Here is a 19,131-nt window from a genome sequence, read left to right on the forward strand (position 1 = left end):
ATGCACGGCGAGTACAAGGTTCCTGGCGGCAAGCTGGTCGTGGTCGACCTCGAGGTGGCCGACGGCCGCATCGCGGACTTCCACCTGGCGGGTGATTTCTTCCTCGAGCCCGACGACGCCCTCGCCGACATCGACGCGGCCGTCACCGGGCTTCCGGCCGAGGCCGATGTCGCGACGATCGCCGCCGCGGTGCGCGGTGCGCTCCCCGAGGGCGCGCAGCTGCTCGGCTTCACCCCCGAGTCGGTCGCGACCGCCGTCCGCCGTGCGCTCATCGTGGCGCCGGGCTGGAACCAGTTCGAGTGGGAGATCGTCCACGAGAAGGCGGTGTCGCCGGCGATGAACCTCGCTCTCGACGAGGTGCTCACGACGCGGGTGGGCGACGGCCGCCGGACGCCGACCCTCCGCATCTGGGAGTGGGACGAGTCCGCCGTCGTCATCGGCTCGTTCCAGTCGCTGCGCAACGAGGTCGACCCTGAGGGGGCCGCGAAGCACGGCTTCCAGGTCGTCCGCCGCATCTCCGGCGGCGGCGCGATGCTCATGGCCGCCGGGTCGATCGTCACGTACTCGCTCTACGTCCCGGCATCCCTCGTCGCGGGTCTCACCTTCGCGGACTCCTACGCGTTCCTCGACGACTGGGTGCTGCACGCGCTGCGCTCCCTCGGGATCGACGCCACATACCAGCCGCTCAACGACATCGCGTCGTCGAAGGGCAAGATCGGCGGCGCCGCGCAGAAGCGCCTCGCCAACGGGGGAGTGCTCCACCACGCGACCCTCAGCTACGACATGGACGGCCAGGTGCTGACCGAGGTGCTGCGCATCGGGCGCGAGAAGCTCTCGGATAAGGGGACGGCGTCGGCGGCGAAGCGCGTCGACCCGCTCCGCAGCCAGACGGGTCTGCCGCGCGCCGAGATCATCGAGCGCTTCAAGGAGACCTTCACGTCGCTGTACGGCGCGAAGCCGGGCTCGATCTCCGAGGAGGAGTACGCCGAGGCCGAGGCGCTCGTCGAGTCGAAGTTCTCGACGGACGCCTGGCTGCGCCGCGTCCCGTGACCGTCGAGATCCACCTCGGCGACAATCTCGAGGTCGCCCGGCGCCTGCCGGACTCCTCGTTCACGCTCGTCTATCTCGACCCGCCGTTCAACACCGGCCGCACGCAGGAGCGTGCGATCGAGTCCGCGCTCCGCATTCAGTCCGCAGCGGAGGACCGCGCGCCTACATCCGCGGGTTCCCGGGAGACCGCAGCCGACGCATCCTCGGATGGGCTGAGGGCGGAACACCTCGTCCCCGACCCCGATGCCCCGCGGCCGCCGACGGGCCCGGTCAAGGGCGGCTTCCGGGGCACCTCCTACGCCCGCACGCGCGGCGCGCTGAAGCTCTACGACGACCGCTTCGACGACTACTGGGGCTTCCTCGAGCCGCGGCTGCGCGAGGCGTGGCGACTGCTCACGGACGACGGCACGCTCTACCTGCACCTCGACTACCGCGAGGCGCACTACGCGAAGGTCATGCTCGACGCCGTGTTCGGCCGCGACTGCTTCCTCAACGAACTCATCTGGGCGTACGACTACGGCGCGAAGTCCCGCAAGCGCTGGCCGAGCAAGCACGACACGATCCTCGTGTACGTGAAGGACCCGTCGGCCTACTTCTTCGACTCGGATGCCGTGGACCGGGAGCCCTACATGGCGCCGGGGCTCGTGACCCCCGAGAAGGCGGCGCGCGGCAAACTGCCGACGGATGTCTGGTGGCACACGATCGTCCCCACGTCCGGACGGGAGAAGACCGGCTACCCGACGCAGAAGCCCGAGGGCATCCTGCGACGTATCGTGCAGGCGTCCAGCCGTCCCGGCGACCGCGTCCTGGACCTCTTCGCCGGCTCCGGGACCACCGGCGCCGTGGCCGACGCGCTCGGGCGCGACGCGGTCCTCGTCGACCACAGTGCCGACGCGCTCGCGGTCATGCGGGCGCGCATGCCCGAGGCCGTCGTCGTCGGCTGACGTTCCGCATCCACCACCGGATCGAGAAACGGCGTCCGGATGACACGCGCGCGTGTCGGATCCGGACGCCGTCTCTCGAGGAGGGCTCAGCTGCGCAGGAAGTCCAGCAGTGCCTCGTTCACCTCAGCGCCGTGCGTCCAGAGGAGGCCGTGCGGCGCGCCGTCGATCTCGACGTAGGTCGCCTCGGGGAGGAGCTCACGGAACTTCCGCGCGGTGGCGTCGATCGGGAGGATGTTGTCCGCGGTGCCGTGAAGGATGAGCGCCGGCACGGTCACAGCCGGGATGTCGGCGCGGAAGTCCGTCGCCCAGGTCAGCGGCGCGGCGGCGATGGCGGCGTTGCCGGCCTGGTTGGCGACGGCGACCGACGCGTCGAGCGCCTCCTGCGAGACGCGGTTCCCGAGGTAGTCGTCGAGGTTGTAGAAGTCCTTGAAGAACCCGGTCAGGAACGCGTAGCGGTCCTCGGCGACAGCGGCCGCCGTGCCGTCGAAGAACGCCTGGTCGCCGGCGCCGTCGGGGTTCTCGTCGGTCTTGAGAAGCCAGGGCTCGAGCGAGCCGAGGAAAGCGACCTTCGCGATGCGGTCCGCGCCGTAGCGCGACAGGTACCGGGCGATCTCTCCCGTGCCCATCGAGAACCCGATGAGGACGGCATCGGTCAGTTCCAGCTCTTCGATGAGGGCGTGCAGGTCGGCGGCGAACGTGTCGTAGTCCGAACCCGACGCGGTCTTGGTCGACGCCCCGAATCCGCGCCGGTCGTACGCGATGACGCGGTAGCCGGCCTCGAGCAGCGCGGCCTGCTGCTTGGCCCATGACTCGCCGTTCAGAGGGAATCCGTGGATCAGCACGACGGGCTGGCCCGACCCCTGGTCCGTGTAGAAGATTTCGACGTCGACCGAGTTCTCGGTCCCTACGGTGATGTACGCCACGACGGCGCTCCTTCCCGCCGGAACGGTCGTCCGGCGACATCCCGACGCTATGTTTCCCCGTGCGGGCGCGACCAGCGCTTGACGGATCCTTCGCCGGCTGTTCATGGAACGACGCCGGTACCGTTGCCTCATGGCGGCGATCGACCTCAACGCGGACCTCGGTGAGACCGTCGACGGCGTCCCGACCGCCGACGACGAGGCGATGTTCGCCGTGGTCTCGAGTGCGTCCGTCGCGTGCGGCGGCCACGCCGGCGACATCCCGTCGATGACGGACGCCGTCCGCCGCGCGGCCGAGCAGGGTGTCGCGGTCGGGGCGCACCCCTCTTTCGTCGACCGTGCCGGGTTCGGGCGGGTGGCGCTCGCCGTCCCGCCGGCGATCCTCCGCACCCAGGTGCGGGACCAGATCGCCGCCCTGGCGGGGCTCGGTGCCGACCTGCGCTATGTCAAGCCACACGGGGCGCTCTACCACGCGGTCTCCGCCGAACCCGGGGCGGCGGGCGCCGTCGCCGCGGCCGTTGCGGACGTCGCCGCGGACCTCGGGCGCACGCTGCCGATGCTCGGGATGCCGGGGGCGATCACCGAGGCCGCCGGGAGCCGCGGCATCCCGTTCTTCGTCGAAGCCTTCCTCGACCGCGGCTACCTGGCCTCCGGCTCCCTCGTACCGCGCACCGAGCAGGGCGCGCTCCTGCACGACGCCGAGGTCGTCGCCGCCCGCGCCGTGACGCTCGCGACGGGCGGCGGTGTGGTCGCGATCGACGGCTCGAGCATTGCGGTCGACGCAGCATCCCTCTGCCTGCATGGGGACACCCCCGGTTCGGCCGCGATGGCGCGTGCCGTGCGGGCGGCGCTCGATGCGGCGGGGGTCGAGGTGCGCGCGCCGTGGTGATCCGCCCCTTCGGTGACAGCGCGCTGCTCGCCGAGGTCGACGCCCTCGCCGACGTGCTCGAGGTCCACGACGCCCTGATGCGCTCCCGACCCAGCGGCGTCCTGGATCTCGTCCCGGCCGCCCGCACGGTGCTGGTCCACCTCGACCCGGCCGTCCTCCCGCTCGCCGCCGCACGCGCGTGGATGGAAGGCGTGGATGCCGCGGGCCGCCCGGCGCGGGACACGGCGACCGACGAGGTCGAGATCCCCGTCGTCTACGACGGCCCGGACCTCGATGAGACGGCAGCCGCCCTCGGGGTGGCGCGCGAAGAGCTCATCGCCCGGCACCTCGCCGCGCGCTGGACCGTCGCCTTCACGGGCTTCGCTCCGGGATTCGGGTACCTCGTGAGCGAGGACTGGCGGTTCGACGTCCCCCGCCGGGCGACACCCCGCACGCGGGTGCCGCGGGGCGCCGTCGCGCTGGCGGGGGAGTTCGCCGGCGCCTACCCGCGCGAGACCCCGGGCGGCTGGCAACTCATCGGCACGACCGGCGCGCCGCTGTTCGACCCGCACGCCGAGCGACCCGCGCTGCTGCGCCCCGGGACCCGCGTGCGCTTCCGGCTCGTGGACGCCGTCCACCCCGGGGTCACCCCGCCCCGCGCCGCCCCGGTCGGCCGGCCGGCCGCGATGGTCCTGGATCCGGGTCCGCTCGCGACGGTGCAGGATGCCGGTCGTCCCGGCGCGCTCGCCGAGGGTGTGTCGCTCTCGGGCGCCGCCGACCGCCGGGCCCTGGCCGCGGCGAACCGGCTCGTCGGCAATGCGCCGGGCGCCGCCGCCGTCGAGGTCACCCTGGGCGGATTCCGCGCGACGGCCCTCCGCGACGTGTGGATCGCGGTCACCGGAGCGTGGGGGAGCGTCCACGTGGCGGGTCGCGAGGTCGACCCCTACCGGCCGGTGCTCTGGCCCGCCGGTGCAGAACTCGCGCTCGGCACGTTCCGCGCCGGCGTCCGCGCCGTGCTCGCCGTCCGCGGCGGACTCGCGGGCCGCGGGGTGCTCGGGTCGATCGCCGCCGACACCCTCTCCGGTCTCGGTCCCCGGCCGTTGCGCACGGGTGACGAGATCGCGACGGCGGATGCCGCGCGGCATCCGGTCCCACCCGTCGACCTGTGGCCGTGGACCCCGCCGCCCGACGTCCTGGACGTCCCCGTGGCCGCGGGTCCGCGTGCGGACTGGTTCCTGCCGGCGGCTCGACGTGCGTTCCTCGAGACGGGATGGGTCGTGGGAGCCCGCGCGGACCGCGTCGGCATCCGACTTGACGGACCCCCGCTCGAACGGACACGGGATGCCGCCGGCCGGGAGCTCCCGAGCGAGGGCATGCTGCCGGGCGCCGTCCAGGTGCCGCCCGACGGTCTGCCGGTGATCCTCGGACCCGACGGACCGGTGACGGGCGGGTACCCCGTGATCGGTGTCGTGACGGCGGCCGGGCGCGCGGCGCTGGCGCAGGCGCGCCCTGGATCGCATCTCCGACTGCGGAGCGCAAGCCCTCGGCTGTGATCGTCGCCGACGCGTAGGGTCGGCCCCATGTTCTTCCGCCGCGCCTCCGCCGCCCTCGCGCTCGTCGCCGCACTGAGCGGAGCGTCGATGCTGGGACTGAGCGGGTGCACGCCCGAGTCCGCACCGCCCGCCGAGTCGGAGTCGGTCGCGCCGCCGGAGACGGATGCCGTGGAATTCGCCCCCGCGACCGGGACCGAGGTCGCGACCGACGAGTACACCTTCCGTCTGCCCGAGGGGTGGGGATTCCCCGACGGCGCGCCGGACGGGTTCGATCCGACGACTTTCGCCGCCGACCTCACCGACGGGGACGACTACCCCGACAACGTCAACATCCTCGTCTCGCCCGGTGGCGAGGTGACCTCGGACCAGGTCGAGGAGAGCGGGATCGCCGAGCTCGAGGGCGCCGGAGCGACCGACGCGCGGGCGCTCGATCGGGTGACCGCCGCAGGGTCGGAGTCGGCGCACCTGACCGCGACCGTGTCGACGGGCGAGGTCCCCTACGTCATCGACCAGTACTACCTCGTCGATGCGGGGCAGACCTACATCGTCACGTTCTCGTCGAGTGTCGAGGTGTCGCAGGAGGACCGCGACGCGCTCGCGCTGTCGGTCCTCGTGACCTGGCAGTGGACGTGAGTGCTGCGGCGCAGGGAGCCTGACCGCCTGGGTTATACCGCAGCATCCGAAAGTCGTCAACGATCCGACTGGACACGGCGCGTCGTGCGTCCTATAGTGGGTAGTTGCGCTCCCCTCTACTTGCCCTCATATGGTGGTCGGCTTGTGCCTGCGCCCCCGACGGTCCCCGTCGGCGCGCGCCGCAGGTGTCGGATGCGGGAGTACTCCACCTGACGACAAGGAAAACCAGCCCTCCCCGGGCTCACGGAGGTAATTCCCTTGGCTGCTGCGCGCAACGCAACTTCCACCACCACCACCAAGAACGGCCGCGGGGCATCCCGCCTCTCGTTCGCCAAGATCTCCGACACGCTGACGGTCCCCGACCTTCTCGCGCTGCAGACCGAGTCGTTCGACTGGCTCGTCGGCAACGAGGCATGGAAGGCGCGTGTCGCCGAGGCGCAGGCCGCCGGCCGCACCGATGTGCCCGAGATCAGCGGCCTCGAGGAGATCTTCGAGGAGATCTCGCCGATCGAGGACCTGGGCGAGACGATGCAGCTCTCGTTCACGAACCCCTACCTCGAGCCCGAGAAGTACTCCATCGAGGAGTGCAAGGAGCGCGGCAAGACCTACGCCGCCCCGCTCTACGTCGAGGCCGAGTTCATGAACCACCTCACGGGTGAGATCAAGACGCAGACGGTCTTCATGGGCGACTTCCCGCTCCAGACCGCCAAGGGCACGTTCATCATCAACGGCACCGAGCGCGTCGTCGTCTCGCAGCTCGTGCGCTCGCCCGGTGTCTACTTCGACAAGACGCCCGACAAGACCTCCGACAAGGACATCGTCTCGGCGCGCGTCATCCCCAGCCGTGGTGCGTGGCTCGAGTTCGAGATCGACAAGCGCGACCAGGTGGGCGTGCGCATCGACCGCAAGCGCAAGCAGTCCGTCACCGTCTTCCTCAAGGCCCTCGGCCTGTCGAGCGAGGACATCATGCAGGAGTTCGCGGGCTTCAGCTCGATCGAGGAGACCCTCGAGAAGGACACGATCCTCACCAAGGAGGACGCGCTCCGCGACATCTACCGCAAGCTCCGTCCGGGCGAGCAGGTCGCCGCCGAGGCCGCCCGCGCGCTGCTGGACAACTTCTACTTCAACCCGAAGCGCTACGACCTGGCCAAGGTGGGTCGCTACAAGATCAACCAGAAGCTCGGCATCGACAAGCCGCTCAGCGACTCGGTCCTGACCGTCGAGGACATCGTCGCGACGATCAAGTACCTCGTCCGCCTGCACCGTGGCGACGTCAGCTACGACGGCGTCCGCAGCGGCAAGGCCGCCGAGATCCGCCTGGACGTCGATGACATCGACAACTTCGGCAACCGTCGCATCCGTGCCGTCGGCGAGCTCATCCAGAACCAGGTCCGCACCGGTCTGTCCCGCATGGAGCGCGTCGTCCGCGAGCGCATGACCACTCAGGACATCGAGGCGATCACGCCGCAGACCCTGATCAACGTCCGCCCCGTCGTGGCCGCGATCAAGGAGTTCTTCGGAACGTCGCAGCTGTCGCAGTTCATGGACCAGAACAACCCGCTCGCGGGTCTGACCCACAAGCGCCGCCTCTCGGCGCTCGGCCCCGGTGGTCTCTCGCGTGAGCGTGCCGGCGTCGAGGTCCGCGACGTCCACCCCTCGCACTACGGCCGCATGTGCCCGATCGAGACGCCGGAAGGCCCGAACATCGGTCTCATCGGTTCGCTCGCCTCGTTCGCGCGCATCAACGCGTTCGGCTTCATCGAGACGCCATACCGCCGCGTCGTGGGCAACAAGGTCACCGACCAGATCGACTACCTGACGGCCGCGGAAGAGGCCGACTACGTCGTCGCACAGGCCGGTGTCGAGCTCAACGCCGACGGCACCTTCGTCAACGACCGCATCCTCGCCCGCCGCGGTCAGGGTGGCGAGGTCGACCTGTTCCCGGTCGACGAGATCGGCTACATGGATGTCTCGCCGCGACAGATGGTGTCGGTCGCGACCTCGCTCATCCCCTTCCTCGAGCACGACGACGCGAACCGCGCCCTCATGGGTGCGAACATGCAGCGTCAGGCCGTCCCGCTGCTGCGCAGCGAGTCGCCGATCGTCGGCACCGGTATGGAGGGCTACGCCGCCATCGACGCGGGTGACGTCATCACCGCCGAGAAGGCCGGTGTCGTCTCCGAGGTCTCGGCCGACGTCGTCACCGTGCAGCTCGACGAGGGTGGCACGCAGGACTACTTCCTGCGCAAGTTCGACCGCTCCAACCAGGGCACCTCGTACAACCAGCGTGTCGTGGTCTCGGCCGGCGACCGCGTCGAGGTCGGCGAGGTCATCGCGGACGGCCCCGCCACCGAGGACGGCGAGCTCGCGCTCGGGAAGAACCTCCTCGTCGCGTTCATGACGTGGGAGGGTCACAACTTCGAGGACGCCATCATCCTCAGCCAGGAGCTCGTCAAGAACGACACCCTCTCCTCGATCCACATCGAGGAGTACGAGGTCGACGCGCGCGACACCAAGCTCGGCAAGGAGGAGATCACCCGTGACCTCCCCAACGTCAGCCCCGACCTGCTGAAGGACCTCGACGAGCGCGGCATCATCCGCATCGGTGCCGAGGTGCGCCCCGGCGACATCCTCGTCGGCAAGGTCACGCCCAAGGGTGAGACCGAGCTGTCGGCCGAGGAGCGACTGCTCCGCGCGATCTTCAACGAGAAGAGCCGCGAAGTCCGTGACACCTCGCTGAAGGTGCCCCACGGCGAGCAGGGCACGATCATCGCCGTCAAGGAGTTCAACGCCGAGGACGGCGACGACGAGCTCGGCTCGGGCGTCAACCGCCGTGTCGTGGTCTACATCGCCCAGAAGCGCAAGATCACCGCGGGCGACAAGCTCGCCGGCCGTCACGGCAACAAGGGTGTCATCGCGAAGATCCTGCCCGTCGAGGACATGCCCTTCCTCGCCGACGGCACCCCGGTCGACGTCGTGCTGAACCCGCTCGGCATCCCCGGTCGAATGAACTTCGGTCAGGTCCTCGAGACCCACCTCGGCTGGGTCGCGAAGCAGGGCTGGAAGGTCGAAGGGTCGCCGGAGTGGGCTGCGAAGCTCCCCGAGCAGGCTCGCGAGGCCGCTCCCGGCACGAAGGTCGCCACCCCGGTGTTCGACGGCGCGTTCGAGGAGGAGATCGCAGGTCTGCTCGACTCCACGAACCTGACCCGTGACGGAGAGCGTCTCATCGACAGCTCCGGCAAGGCGAAGCTGTTCGACGGCCGTTCCGGTGAGCCCTTCCCGGCTCCGATCTCGGTCGGCTACATGTACATCCTGAAGCTGCACCACCTTGTCGACGACAAGATCCACGCACGCTCGACGGGTCCCTACTCGATGATCACCCAGCAGCCGCTCGGCGGTAAGGCCCAGTTCGGTGGCCAGCGCTTCGGTGAGATGGAGGTCTGGGCGCTCGAGGCCTACGGCGCCGCCTACGCGCTGCAGGAGCTGCTGACGATCAAGTCCGACGACATCGTGGGCCGCGTCAAGGTCTACGAAGCCATCGTCAAGGGCGAGAACATCCAGGAGCCCGGCATCCCGGAGTCGTTCAAGGTCCTCATGAAGGAGATGCAGTCCCTCTGCCTGAACGTCGAGGTCCTCTCGGCCGACGGCACCGAGGTCAACCTGCGTGACAGTGACGACGAGGCCTTCCGCGCAGCGGAGGAGCTCGGCATCAACATCTCCACCCGGTTCGAGTCGACGTCGATCGACGAGATCTGACCCGCACCGGCAACGAACAGAATTCCGACACAGGAGAATCAGTGCTCGAGTCACACACCTTCGATCAGCTTCGTATCGGTCTCGCCACCGCCGACGACATCCGTCGTTGGTCCTTCGGCGAGGTCAAGAAGCCTGAGACCATCAACTACCGCACCCTGAAGCCCGAGAAGGACGGCCTCTTCGGAGAGCAGATCTTCGGACCGTCCCGCGACTGGGAGTGCGCTTGCGGCAAGTACAAGCGCGTCCGCTTCAAGGGCATCGTCTGCGAGCGCTGCGGCGTGGAGGTCACCAAGTCCTCCGTCCGCCGTGAGCGCATGGGCCACATCGAGCTCGCCGCCCCCGTCACCCACATCTGGTACTTCAAGGGCGTCCCCTCGCGCCTCGGCTACCTGCTGGACATGGCGCCGAAGGACCTGGAGAAGGTCATCTACTTCGCCGCCTACATGGTGATCTCGGTCGACGAGGACGCACGCCACCGCGACCTTCCGACCCACGAGGCGAACCTCCGTCTCGAGATCAAGAACATCGCCGACCGTCGTGACGCCCGCGTCGCCGACCGCCTGCAGAAGCTGGAAGACGAGCTCGCCGCCCTCGAGGCGGAGGGAGCCAAGGCCGACCAGAAGAAGAAGGCCAAGGACGCCGCCGAGAAGGAGATGGCCACCATCCGCAAGCGCGGCGACGAGCAGGTCGCCAAGCTCGAGCGGATGTGGGACGAGTTCCGCAACCTCGAGGTCGGTCAGCTCAAGCAGGAAGACGACATCTTCCAGGAGCTGCAGGACCGCTTCGGCCAGTACTTCGAGGCCTACATGGGCGCCGAGTCGATCAAGCGTCGTCTCGAGGCGTTCGACCTGGCCGCCGAGGCGGACTCGCTGCACCTGCAGATCTCCGAGGGCAAGGGCCAGCGCAAGATCCGTGCGATCAAGCGCCTCAAGGTCGTCAACTCGTTCCTGTCGACGGGCATGAGCCCGGCGTCGATGGTCCTGGACGTCGTCCCGGTCATCCCGCCGGAGCTGCGCCCGATGGTCCAGCTCGACGGTGGCCGTTTCGCCACCTCCGACCTGAACGACCTGTACCGTCGCGTGATCAACCGCAACAACCGTCTCCGTCGACTGATCGACCTCGGTGCCCCCGAGATCATCGTCAACAACGAGAAGCGGATGCTGCAGGAGGCCGTCGACGCCCTGTTCGACAACGGCCGCCGCGGTCGTCCCGTCACCGGTACCGGCAACCGCGCCCTGAAGTCCCTCAGCGACATGCTGAAGGGTAAGCAGGGTCGCTTCCGCCAGAACCTGCTCGGCAAGCGCGTCGACTACTCGGGCCGTTCGGTCATCATCGTCGGCCCGCAGCTGAAGCTGCACCAGTGCGGTCTGCCCAAGCAGATGGCCCTGGAGCTGTTCAAGCCGTTCGTGATCAAGCGCCTCATCGACCTCGGTCACTCGCAGAACATCAAGGCCGCCAAGCGCGCCGTCGAGCGCACCCGTCCCGAGGTCTGGGACGTGCTCGAGGAGATCATCCGCGAGCGCCCCGTGCTGCTGAACCGTGCGCCCACGCTGCACCGTCTCGGCATCCAGGCGTTCGAGCCGCAGCTCGTCGAGGGCAAGGCCATCCAGCTCCACCCGCTCGTCTGCGCCGCCTTCAACGCGGACTTCGACGGTGACCAGATGGCCGTGCACCTGCCGCTCTCGGTCGAGGCTCAGGCCGAGGCCCGCGTGCTGATGCTCGCCTCGAACAACATCCTCAAGCCGTCGGACGGCCGCCCGGTGACCCTGCCTTCGCAGGACATGATCATCGGTCTGCACCACCTGACGACGATCAAGGAGGGTGCTGCCGGTGAGGGTCGCGTGTTCGGCTCCGTCGGCGAGGCGATCCTGGCCAAGGACGAGGGCACCCTCGACCTGCAGGCCAAGGTCCGCATCCGCGTCCCCGGCCTGACGTTCCTCGAGGGCGAAGCCCCCGAGGGCTACGAGCGCCACGGCCTCGTGGACGCCTCGCTGGGTCAGGCGATCTTCAACGACACGCTCCCCAAGGGCTACCCGTTCGTCCGCGAGCAGGCCGACAAGGGCAAGCTGTCGCAGATCGTCAACAAGCTGGCCGAGGAGTACCCGAAGACCGAGGTCGCGGCATCCCTCGACCGGATCAAGGACGCCGGCTTCTACTGGGCCACCCGTTCGGGTGTGACCGTCGCCCTGAGCGACGTCCTCACGCCGCCGAACAAGAAGGAGATCGTCGCCGCCTACGAGAAGCAGGCCGCGAAGGTCCAGGGTCAGTTCGAGAAGGGTCTCACCACCGACGCCGAGCGTCGTCAGGAGCTCATCAAGATCTGGACCGAGGCGACCGACGAGGTCCAGAAGGCGATGCGGGACAACTTCCCGTCCGACAACACCATCAACCGCATGGTGAGCTCGGGTGCCCGTGGTAACTGGCTGCAGATCCGCAACATCGCGGGTATGCGAGGCCTGGTGAACAACCCCAAGGGTGAGATCATCCCCCGTCCGATCATCTCCTCGTACCGCGAGGGTCTGTCGGTGGCGGAGTACTTCATCGCGACGCACGGTGCCCGTAAGGGTCTGGCCGACACGGCCCTCCGTACGGCCGACTCGGGTTACCTCACGCGTCGTCTCGTGGACGTCTCGCAGGATGTCATCATCCGTGAAGAGGACTGCGGCACGACCAAGGGCCTCGAGTTCACGATCGCCGCTCCCGGCGCCGACGGCACGCTCGTGCGTGACGCCAACGTCGAGAACTCGGTGTTCGCCCGCACCCTCGCCGCCGACGTCGTCGACGCGCAGGGCACCGTCCTGGCCGAGGCCGGCGACGACGTGGGTGACGTCCTCATCGACAAGCTGGTCGCCGGTGGCATCGAGAGCATCAAGGTGCGCTCGGTCCTGACCTGTGACTCGGCCGTCGGTGTGTGCGCCAAGTGCTACGGCCGTTCGCTGGCCAGCGGCAAGCTCGTCGACATCGGTGAGGCCGTCGGCATCATCGCCGCCCAGTCGATCGGTGAGCCCGGTACCCAGCTGACGATGCGTACGTTCCACACCGGTGGTTCGGCATCGGCGGACGACATCACCCAGGGTCTGCCCCGTGTCCAGGAGCTGTTCGAGGCTCGTACCCCCAAGGGTGCGTCCCCGATCGCCGAGGCCGACGGTGTCATCAAGATCGATGAGACCGAGAAGGCCAAGAAGGTCATCCTGACCCCGGACAACGGCGACGAGCCGCACGTCTACCCGGTCCTCAAGCGCGCCACCCTCCTCGTCGAGGACGGCCAGCGTGTCGTGGTCGGTCAGCCGCTGCAGGTCGGAACGCTCGACCCCAAGGAGGTCATGCGCGTGCAGGGTGCCCGCGAGGTGCAGAAGTACCTCGTCGGCGGCGTGCAGGGCGTGTACCGCTCGCAGGGTGTGCCGATCCACGACAAGCACATCGAGGTCATCGTGCGCCAGATGCTGCGCAAGGTCACGGTCGTCGACCACGGCGAGACGGACCTGCTGCCCGGTGAGCTGGTGGACTTCAAGCGCTACCAGCAGATGAACCGCGAGGCCGTCGCGGCGGGCAAGCGTCCCGCCTCGGGTCGCCCCGAGCTGATGGGTATCACGAAGGCGTCGCTCGCGACGGAGTCGTGGCTGTCGGCCGCATCGTTCCAGGAGACCACCCGCGTCCTCACGCAGGCGGCCATGGAGGGCAAGAGCGACCCGCTCGTCGGCCTCAAGGAGAACGTCATCATCGGAAAGCTCATCCCCGCCGGCACCGGCCTTGCGAAGTACCGCAACGTCGTGGTCGAGGCGACGGAGGAGGCCAAGAGCGAGCGGTACCCCAACCGCATCTTCGCCTCGGACGGCGCGTACAGCGACGCCGACCTGAGCTACGTCGACTTCGACAGCTTCTCGACCGACGACTTCACCCCCGGCAGCTACAACTGATCGAGGTGTGATCGTCTGACCGAAGGCCCCCGGGATCTCCCGGGGGCCTTCGGCGTCGTCTCCGCGGGGCAGGGAGTCGGAGGCCGCTACCCTGGGACGCATGGCACGGGTGGGAGGGCGCAACGCCGGCTTCGCGTGGTTCGTCGGCGTGGTGAGCGCGGCGATCGTCGTGACGCTGCTGGTCCTCGCCGTGCCGATGTTCCCGGCTGCGTCGCGGTGGATCGCCGAGGCGGCCGGTGTGCCGCAACCCACGGCATCCGCTGCTCCGACTTCGGCACCTCTCGGCTGTCGCGACCTCTACAACGAGGCGGCGTGGGCGGGTCTGCGCTGGACGGAGGGCGCCGAGATGGTCGCCTCGACGGATGCGCCGGTGTCGACGGCCTCGGACCTCGTCGCCGCCCTCGAGCCGCAGGTGATCGTCACCTGCACCTGGACCTCTGGGCGAGGAGAGATCTCCACGACGGTCGCGACGGTGCCTCCGGATGCCGGGGCCATCGCGACGGCTGCGCTCCCGCCGCTCGGGTTCGAGTGCGGTCCCGAGGGTGACCGGGTCCGCTGCTCCCGCGCCGACGGCGACCTTCTCGAGACGATCGAGGCCGGCGGCGGCCGGTGGGTCTCGACGTCGCAGCAGGCGTGGCACCCGACCCGTTACGCGGACGGCGTCGCCTCCGCCGTCTGGTCCCGCGCAGGCTGAGAGCTCAGCCCCAGATCGACTGGACGATCGCCGCCGTGTAACCCTGGGGCGCGAGGTTCGAGTATTGCGTGTCGATGGCGACGCCGTCGCGCCAGTAGACGGTGCGTCCCACCGGGAGTCCCAATTCGTCCGTGCTGCTCTTCTCGCAGCGCAGCCCCTCGTCCGGCTCGTAGCAGGTGTAGCCGCTGTCGACCCCGAGCAGGTAGAGCGCGTCCCGTGCCTCGCGTTCGGGGGAGTAGCCCACCACGGTGACCAGGCTGGTCCGGCTCGAGCCGGGGTCGGCCCAGACGCACACGCGGCTGCTGTCGGGACGGATACCGCCGCCCATGCCCGCAGCGTTGAGCGGGATCCCCTGCAGGGTGTCGAGGATGTCAGGGGTCAGGATGCTGTCGCAGTCCTTCGGCAGCGGAGTGGTCGACCTCGACGGCCCGAACGGGAACTCCGCGATCGAGACCGGGGTGACGGTGGGGGTGGGTGTTCCGGATGCCGCGTCGGTCGGCGCGGGCGGGAGGGTGTCGGGCTCCGGTGCGCATGCAGCCATACCGCACGCGAGGGCGACCCCGGCGATTGCGCCCACGAGCGCGCGGCGGGTCCGGTGCCGTCGGCTCGTCATGCGTCCACGATACGTCGCGTGGCGCACGCGACGTCGAGACACGTCGGGGCGCCTCCCGGACACGCGTGGGCGCCGAGGATACGCTCGCTGGAGCGGTGGCGCACGCCCCGCGTGAGGAGTGACACCGCCATGAGCGACCCCCAGTTCGGCGAGCGGAACGAACAGACGCGCGAGCCTGCCTACGGTGAGCCTGTCGAGGAGCCCACGGCCGGCAGCGAGCCCCGTGACGTCGACCACGTGGTGGGCAGCGCCAACGACAGCCTCGCCGAGGCGGAGGCCGCCTCGCGCACCACCGACGACCGCCCGCGCGGCGACACCGACTTCACCGCGAGCGATCGCGGGTCGGATCTCTCGATCGACTACGGCAAGTACGGCGAGCCCGACGCGCCCGTCACGGCGTCCGCCGCGGACGGCGAGCCGCTGTATCGCCCGGCCGCGACGGAGTCCGCCCCCGAGTCCTCGGCCACAGCCGACACGGAGGTCGTCGACGCGCCCGCTCACCAGGATGAGACGCCGGAGCCCGCCGCGGCTCCCGCCGCCACGGCTGCAGCTCCCGCCGTTGCCACGGCCGCGTACACGCACACCGACCAGACCCCGACGACCGTCACCTCCAGTGAGCCCGCCGCGGCCGCCGCGCCGACCGCTGTCTACTCCCAGCAGCCGATCTTCGTGCAGGCTCCCGAAGCCCCGCGTCCGCGTGGCAACCGTGGAGCGGCCGGCGCCATCGGTCTCGTCGCCGCCGTCGTCTTCGCCGTCCTCTACCTGGCCGCGACGCTCGGACTGGCCGCCCTCAGCGAGCCGATCGCGGTGGCGGAGCTGGGGCAGCGGACCCTCGACATCCTCACCACGTGGGCCTTCTGGGTGCCGGTCGCCGTGTTCTTCCTCGGCTTCTGGATCCTCGGTGCCTTCATCAACCGCGGTCGCTGGGGTCTGTGGGTGGTCTTCGGACTCCTCGTCGGTGCCGCGGCATACGGTGGACACCTCCTCGGCCAGCTGTTCCAGGCCCCGTTCTGGTCGATCGCCCCCTCGCAGGCCGGGCAGATCGTGAGCGAGCAGCTTCTCGCCCCGCTCGCGGTCATCGCCTTCGTCCTGGGGCGCGAGATCACGGTGTGGTTCGGTGCCTGGGTGGCCCGCCGAGGCCGCCGTGTGACGGAGCTGAACGACGAGGCGCAGCGCGAGTACGAGCGGACCCTCGAGGCCGGCCCTCAGCTGCACCAGTACTAACGGTCCCGCGCGACCGATGTCGCCGTCCGAGGGCGTCGCCCCGCCGATTGCCGCGTTCTTCGCGACGATCGGCTTCTCGGCGCTCGCGATCTGCGGGTTCGGGTTCACGAGCCTGCTGACCGGCACCGACGTGCTGGCGGAGCCGGCACTGGGGCAGGGCGCCGGCATCGCGGCCATGCTGCTGTCCGCCGTCGTCTTCGCCGTGACGGTCTATGGTGCGATCCGCCGGGCGCGCTACCTCGGGGCCGTCTGGGTCATGGTCGCGACGGTCGCCGCCTACCTCCTGGGGGTCGTGCTGGGCGGCGTCCTCACCGGCGCCGACCCGGCGCTCGCGGTGGGATCGGCGGGCGATGTCGCGCTCTCTTGGTACGCGTTCGTGCTCGCGGTGACGGCCGCCGCGGCGGCGTGGGCGGGGATCGCGCTCGGTCGCACCCGCGCGAGCCGACCCGAGTGGCCGTGGGAGCGCGAGGACGAGGACGGCTGACGCGGCGGCATCCGGTACCTCCGAAATGCCCCGATCGGCCGGGATCTCCGCGACAATGGAGCCGTGGAGCGCTCGCTCGAGACGCAGGTGAGCCAGGCCGTCGACGCCTGGTTGCGGTGGCTGCCGCGCTGGGAGCCCGCGACGCACCGCGGACGGGTCGCCCCCTGCCGGCGCTGCCTCGGTTCGCCCGTGCTCTCCGCTGCCGGGCTCGGCTCCGACGTCCCGCACGGCGTGCAGCACGGCCTCTCGACACGGATCAAGACGATCGTCGACAATGCCGTCGCCCACTACACGGCGCGCAACCTCCCGATGCTGCAGACGGAGCTCGACCAGCAGGCCGATCGCAATCGCTCGCGGACCTATCGCCCCGCCGAGGGGCTCGAACCCGAGTTCGACGGGCTCCCTATGGACCCCGACCCGGTCCCGGGCGCCCCCTTCCTGTTCACGATCGCCGGGATGGCGGATGAAGCGGATGCCGAGGTGCCCGCTCTTCCGCCCCTCACCGAGGATGCGAAGGCGGCTCTCCGACAGGAGGTGCGTCTTGCGGACGAGTACGCGAGCATGGTCGGCCGCGAGGTGTGCACGATACTGCTGCGACACCGGCTGCGAATCCAGACCGCGGTCGCACAGTACGTGGAACCGCAGATCGCCGCGCTCCTCGACGAGTTGACCCGATCGCTCGACGCCCCCTTCGACCAGGGTGACGGGCTGCCCGGGGTGTGACGCGTCGTCATCCCACCGGGAGCCGCCGGGCGTGCTCGCTTAGGGTGGGGGGATGATCACGGGTGTCGACAGCGGCGCGGGTGTCGTCCTCGGACTCCTCGCCGTCATCCTCGGTGTCGCGGTCTACGTCTGGGTCGCGCTGGCGCTGTCCGCCGCGTTCCGGAAGATGGGCGAAGAGCCGTGGCGGGCGTGGGTCCCTTTCCTCAACATCGCCATCCTGCTCCGCTGGGGCGGCTTCTCGATGTGGCTCGTCCTCCTCGCGCTGATCCCGGGGCCGGGCACGGTCGCGGTGTGGGTGCTCCTCATCCTGACGGTGCACCGGATCAATCCGGGCTTCGGCTACGGCGCGGGGATGACGGTCGTGGGCGCCCTGCTCTTCCCGGTGTGGGCCACGATCGTCGGCTTCGGACCGGCGGACTGGCGCGGCGCTCGGCCCGCGCACCTGCGCATCGACCCGGCGGCGCGCCCCGCGTCGCCGCCGTACGCCCCGTTCGGGTCCCTCGCGCCGGACTTCGGGGCGCCGCTCCCGCCACCGCCCCTCCCGGGGGTGGAGCCGACGGCGACGGACGACTCCGCGTCCCGCATCGCGCCGGCACCGGCGGCGTCCGTCGCACCGCAGCCGTGGGCGCCGGAGCCCGCTGCGGCCGGGGCAACCGGGGAGCCGGCCGCCACCCCCGTGGCGTCGACGCGCGCCGAGGAGCAGCCCGATCCGACCGCGCCCACGCCGACGCTGCGCTCCACGTCGGGCTGGGACGCCCCGCGTGACGCAGCCGACCCCTCGTCGCAGGTGCCCTTCCCGCCCCACGCCGCGCCGTACGACGTCAGCCCGCCGATCGCCGCCGCGCCGGGCATCATCTCCTCCGTTCCGGGCCGGGAGGAGGCGCCCGTCACTCGACTGCGCCCACCCGCCGTCGGCGCCGAGCGCGACGAGAAGGACGTGTTCCCCGAGCTGACCGGCGAGGTGTCGGCGGTGCCCGGTTCGCCCGCGGCGGGCGCCCCCGTCTCCGCGACGTCGTCGGTCTCTGCGCAGGAAAGGGAGAACCGCGAGGCTGCGGCAGCGTCATGGGACGAGGATCTCGAGCGCACGGTCGTCGTGCGCCGCGGTCACGCCCGGTGGGAGCTCGTGCTCCCCGACGGCAGCAGCGCGTCGCTCTCGTCGGACGTCGTCATCCTGGGGCGGAACCCGGTCGCCGACCGAGCACGGCCGGGCGCCCAGCTGCTCGCCATCGCCGACCCGACCCGCACCGTGTCGAAGACGCACGCGCGACTCGAGCGGCGCGGCGAGACCTGGCGCATCACCGACCTGGGCTCGACCAACGGCATCCTGCTGCCGAACGCGCTCGGCGCGGACGTCGAGGTCGAGCAGGGGGGCGAGGCGGAGGTCGCCGAGCGATTCCTCCTCGGCGACGCGGCACTCCGATTGCAGCGGACGGAGGCCGGTTCCTGACCAGTCCGGTCCCGCACCTGAGCAGTCGCGGTGAAGTCCGCCCTCGTTTGACCCACCTTCGTCATCCCGCGTATTATTGATCGGGTGTGCGCACACGCGCGCCATGCGACGTGCCCCGGCACGGGACAGGCGAGGCGAGCGCACCAGGGACAGGGCCTGCGAACAGGCCACCCCCACGGCATATCCATCACTCCCGTTCGTCGCGGTCGCGGCGTGCCGATGGATCTGTGGTGAAACCACGAACGCTGTCACCGTGCAGCACCTGTGCGAGGCGAGAGCCGCGCGCAGATCGACAAGGAGAGAAC

The 19,131-nt window shown here is 70.1% G+C and carries 14 protein-coding genes; 12 read left to right on the plus strand and 2 right to left on the minus strand.

Features of this window, described 5'->3' with window-relative positions; all coding sequences use genetic code 11:
• A complete protein-coding gene (locus tag M3190_RS11640; RefSeq protein WP_251581719.1) occupies positions 1–1,050 on the plus strand; it encodes a lipoate--protein ligase family protein in 1,050 nt (349 codons plus the stop codon).
• Positions 1,047–1,994 (plus strand): DNA-methyltransferase, encoded by a 948-nt coding sequence (locus tag M3190_RS11645; RefSeq protein ID WP_251581721.1) that lies wholly within the window; start codon positions 1,047–1,049, stop codon positions 1,992–1,994. Before M3190_RS11640 ends, M3190_RS11645 begins: the two co-directional genes overlap by 4 nt.
• Positions 1,995–2,080: 86 nt before the next feature.
• Here the strand turns inward: M3190_RS11645 and M3190_RS11650 are convergent, their stop codons facing one another.
• Complete coding sequence (locus M3190_RS11650; RefSeq protein ID WP_251581723.1) at positions 2,081–2,917, minus strand: alpha/beta fold hydrolase; 837 nt, start codon at positions 2,915–2,917, stop codon at positions 2,081–2,083.
• Between the two features lie 130 nt (positions 2,918–3,047).
• On the opposite strand from M3190_RS11650, the gene pxpA reads away from it, so the two are divergent.
• The 6 genes from pxpA (at position 3,048) to M3190_RS11680 (ending at position 14,335) form a co-directional block, all read left to right on the plus strand.
• Positions 3,048–3,803 carry a 5-oxoprolinase subunit PxpA gene (gene pxpA / locus M3190_RS11655; RefSeq protein WP_251581725.1) on the plus strand — a complete coding sequence of 252 codons (756 nt, stop codon included), beginning with the start codon at positions 3,048–3,050 and terminating at the stop codon, positions 3,801–3,803.
• The gene (locus M3190_RS11660) at positions 3,797–5,335 is read left to right on the plus strand and encodes a 5-oxoprolinase/urea amidolyase family protein (RefSeq protein WP_251581727.1); all 1,539 of its coding nucleotides are present in this window, start codon (positions 3,797–3,799) and stop codon (positions 5,333–5,335) included. The genes pxpA and M3190_RS11660 overlap by 7 nt, the downstream gene beginning before the upstream one ends.
• 27 nt (positions 5,336–5,362) lie before the next feature.
• A complete protein-coding gene (locus M3190_RS11665; RefSeq protein ID WP_251581729.1) occupies positions 5,363–5,968 on the plus strand; it encodes a hypothetical protein in 606 nt (201 codons plus the stop codon).
• Positions 5,969–6,226: 258 nt separating this feature from the next.
• Positions 6,227–9,724 (plus strand): DNA-directed RNA polymerase subunit beta, encoded by a 3,498-nt coding sequence (rpoB, locus tag M3190_RS11670; RefSeq protein ID WP_251581738.1) that lies wholly within the window; start codon positions 6,227–6,229, stop codon positions 9,722–9,724.
• Between the two features lie 41 nt (positions 9,725–9,765).
• Entirely contained in the window at positions 9,766–13,641 is a 3,876-nt protein-coding gene (gene rpoC, locus M3190_RS11675) for a DNA-directed RNA polymerase subunit beta' (protein WP_251581746.1), read from the plus strand.
• A 100-nt stretch (positions 13,642–13,741) separates the two neighbouring features.
• Positions 13,742–14,335 (plus strand): hypothetical protein, encoded by a 594-nt coding sequence (locus M3190_RS11680; RefSeq protein WP_251581748.1) that lies wholly within the window; start codon positions 13,742–13,744, stop codon positions 14,333–14,335.
• 4 nt (positions 14,336–14,339) lie between these two features.
• Here the strand turns inward: M3190_RS11680 and M3190_RS11685 are convergent, their stop codons facing one another.
• The gene (locus M3190_RS11685; protein WP_251581750.1) at positions 14,340–14,948 is read right to left on the minus strand and encodes a hypothetical protein; all 609 of its coding nucleotides are present in this window, start codon (positions 14,946–14,948) and stop codon (positions 14,340–14,342) included.
• 129 nt (positions 14,949–15,077) lie between these two features.
• Between M3190_RS11685 and M3190_RS11690 the strand changes: the two genes are divergently transcribed.
• From M3190_RS11690 to M3190_RS11705, 4 genes are all read left to right on the plus strand, one after another.
• Positions 15,078–16,172, plus strand: coding sequence for an ECF transporter S component (locus tag M3190_RS11690; RefSeq protein ID WP_251581752.1), 1,095 nt, complete (start codon positions 15,078–15,080; stop codon positions 16,170–16,172).
• A 16-nt stretch (positions 16,173–16,188) separates the two neighbouring features.
• A complete protein-coding gene (locus tag M3190_RS11695; protein WP_251581754.1) occupies positions 16,189–16,656 on the plus strand; it encodes a hypothetical protein in 468 nt (155 codons plus the stop codon).
• A 63-nt stretch (positions 16,657–16,719) separates the two neighbouring features.
• Positions 16,720–17,379, plus strand: a complete 660-nt coding sequence (locus tag M3190_RS11700) for a spermidine/putrescine ABC transporter substrate-binding protein (RefSeq protein ID WP_251581756.1) — start codon at positions 16,720–16,722, stop codon at positions 17,377–17,379.
• Between the two features lie 52 nt (positions 17,380–17,431).
• Complete coding sequence (locus tag M3190_RS11705; protein ID WP_251581758.1) at positions 17,432–18,826, plus strand: DUF5684 domain-containing protein; 1,395 nt, start codon at positions 17,432–17,434, stop codon at positions 18,824–18,826.
• The last annotated feature ends 305 nt before the right edge of the window (positions 18,827–19,131 follow it).

This window comes from Microbacterium oleivorans, assembly GCF_023715745.1.
GTDB classification, from domain to species: Bacteria; Actinomycetota; Actinomycetes; order Actinomycetales; family Microbacteriaceae; genus Microbacterium; species Microbacterium oleivorans_D.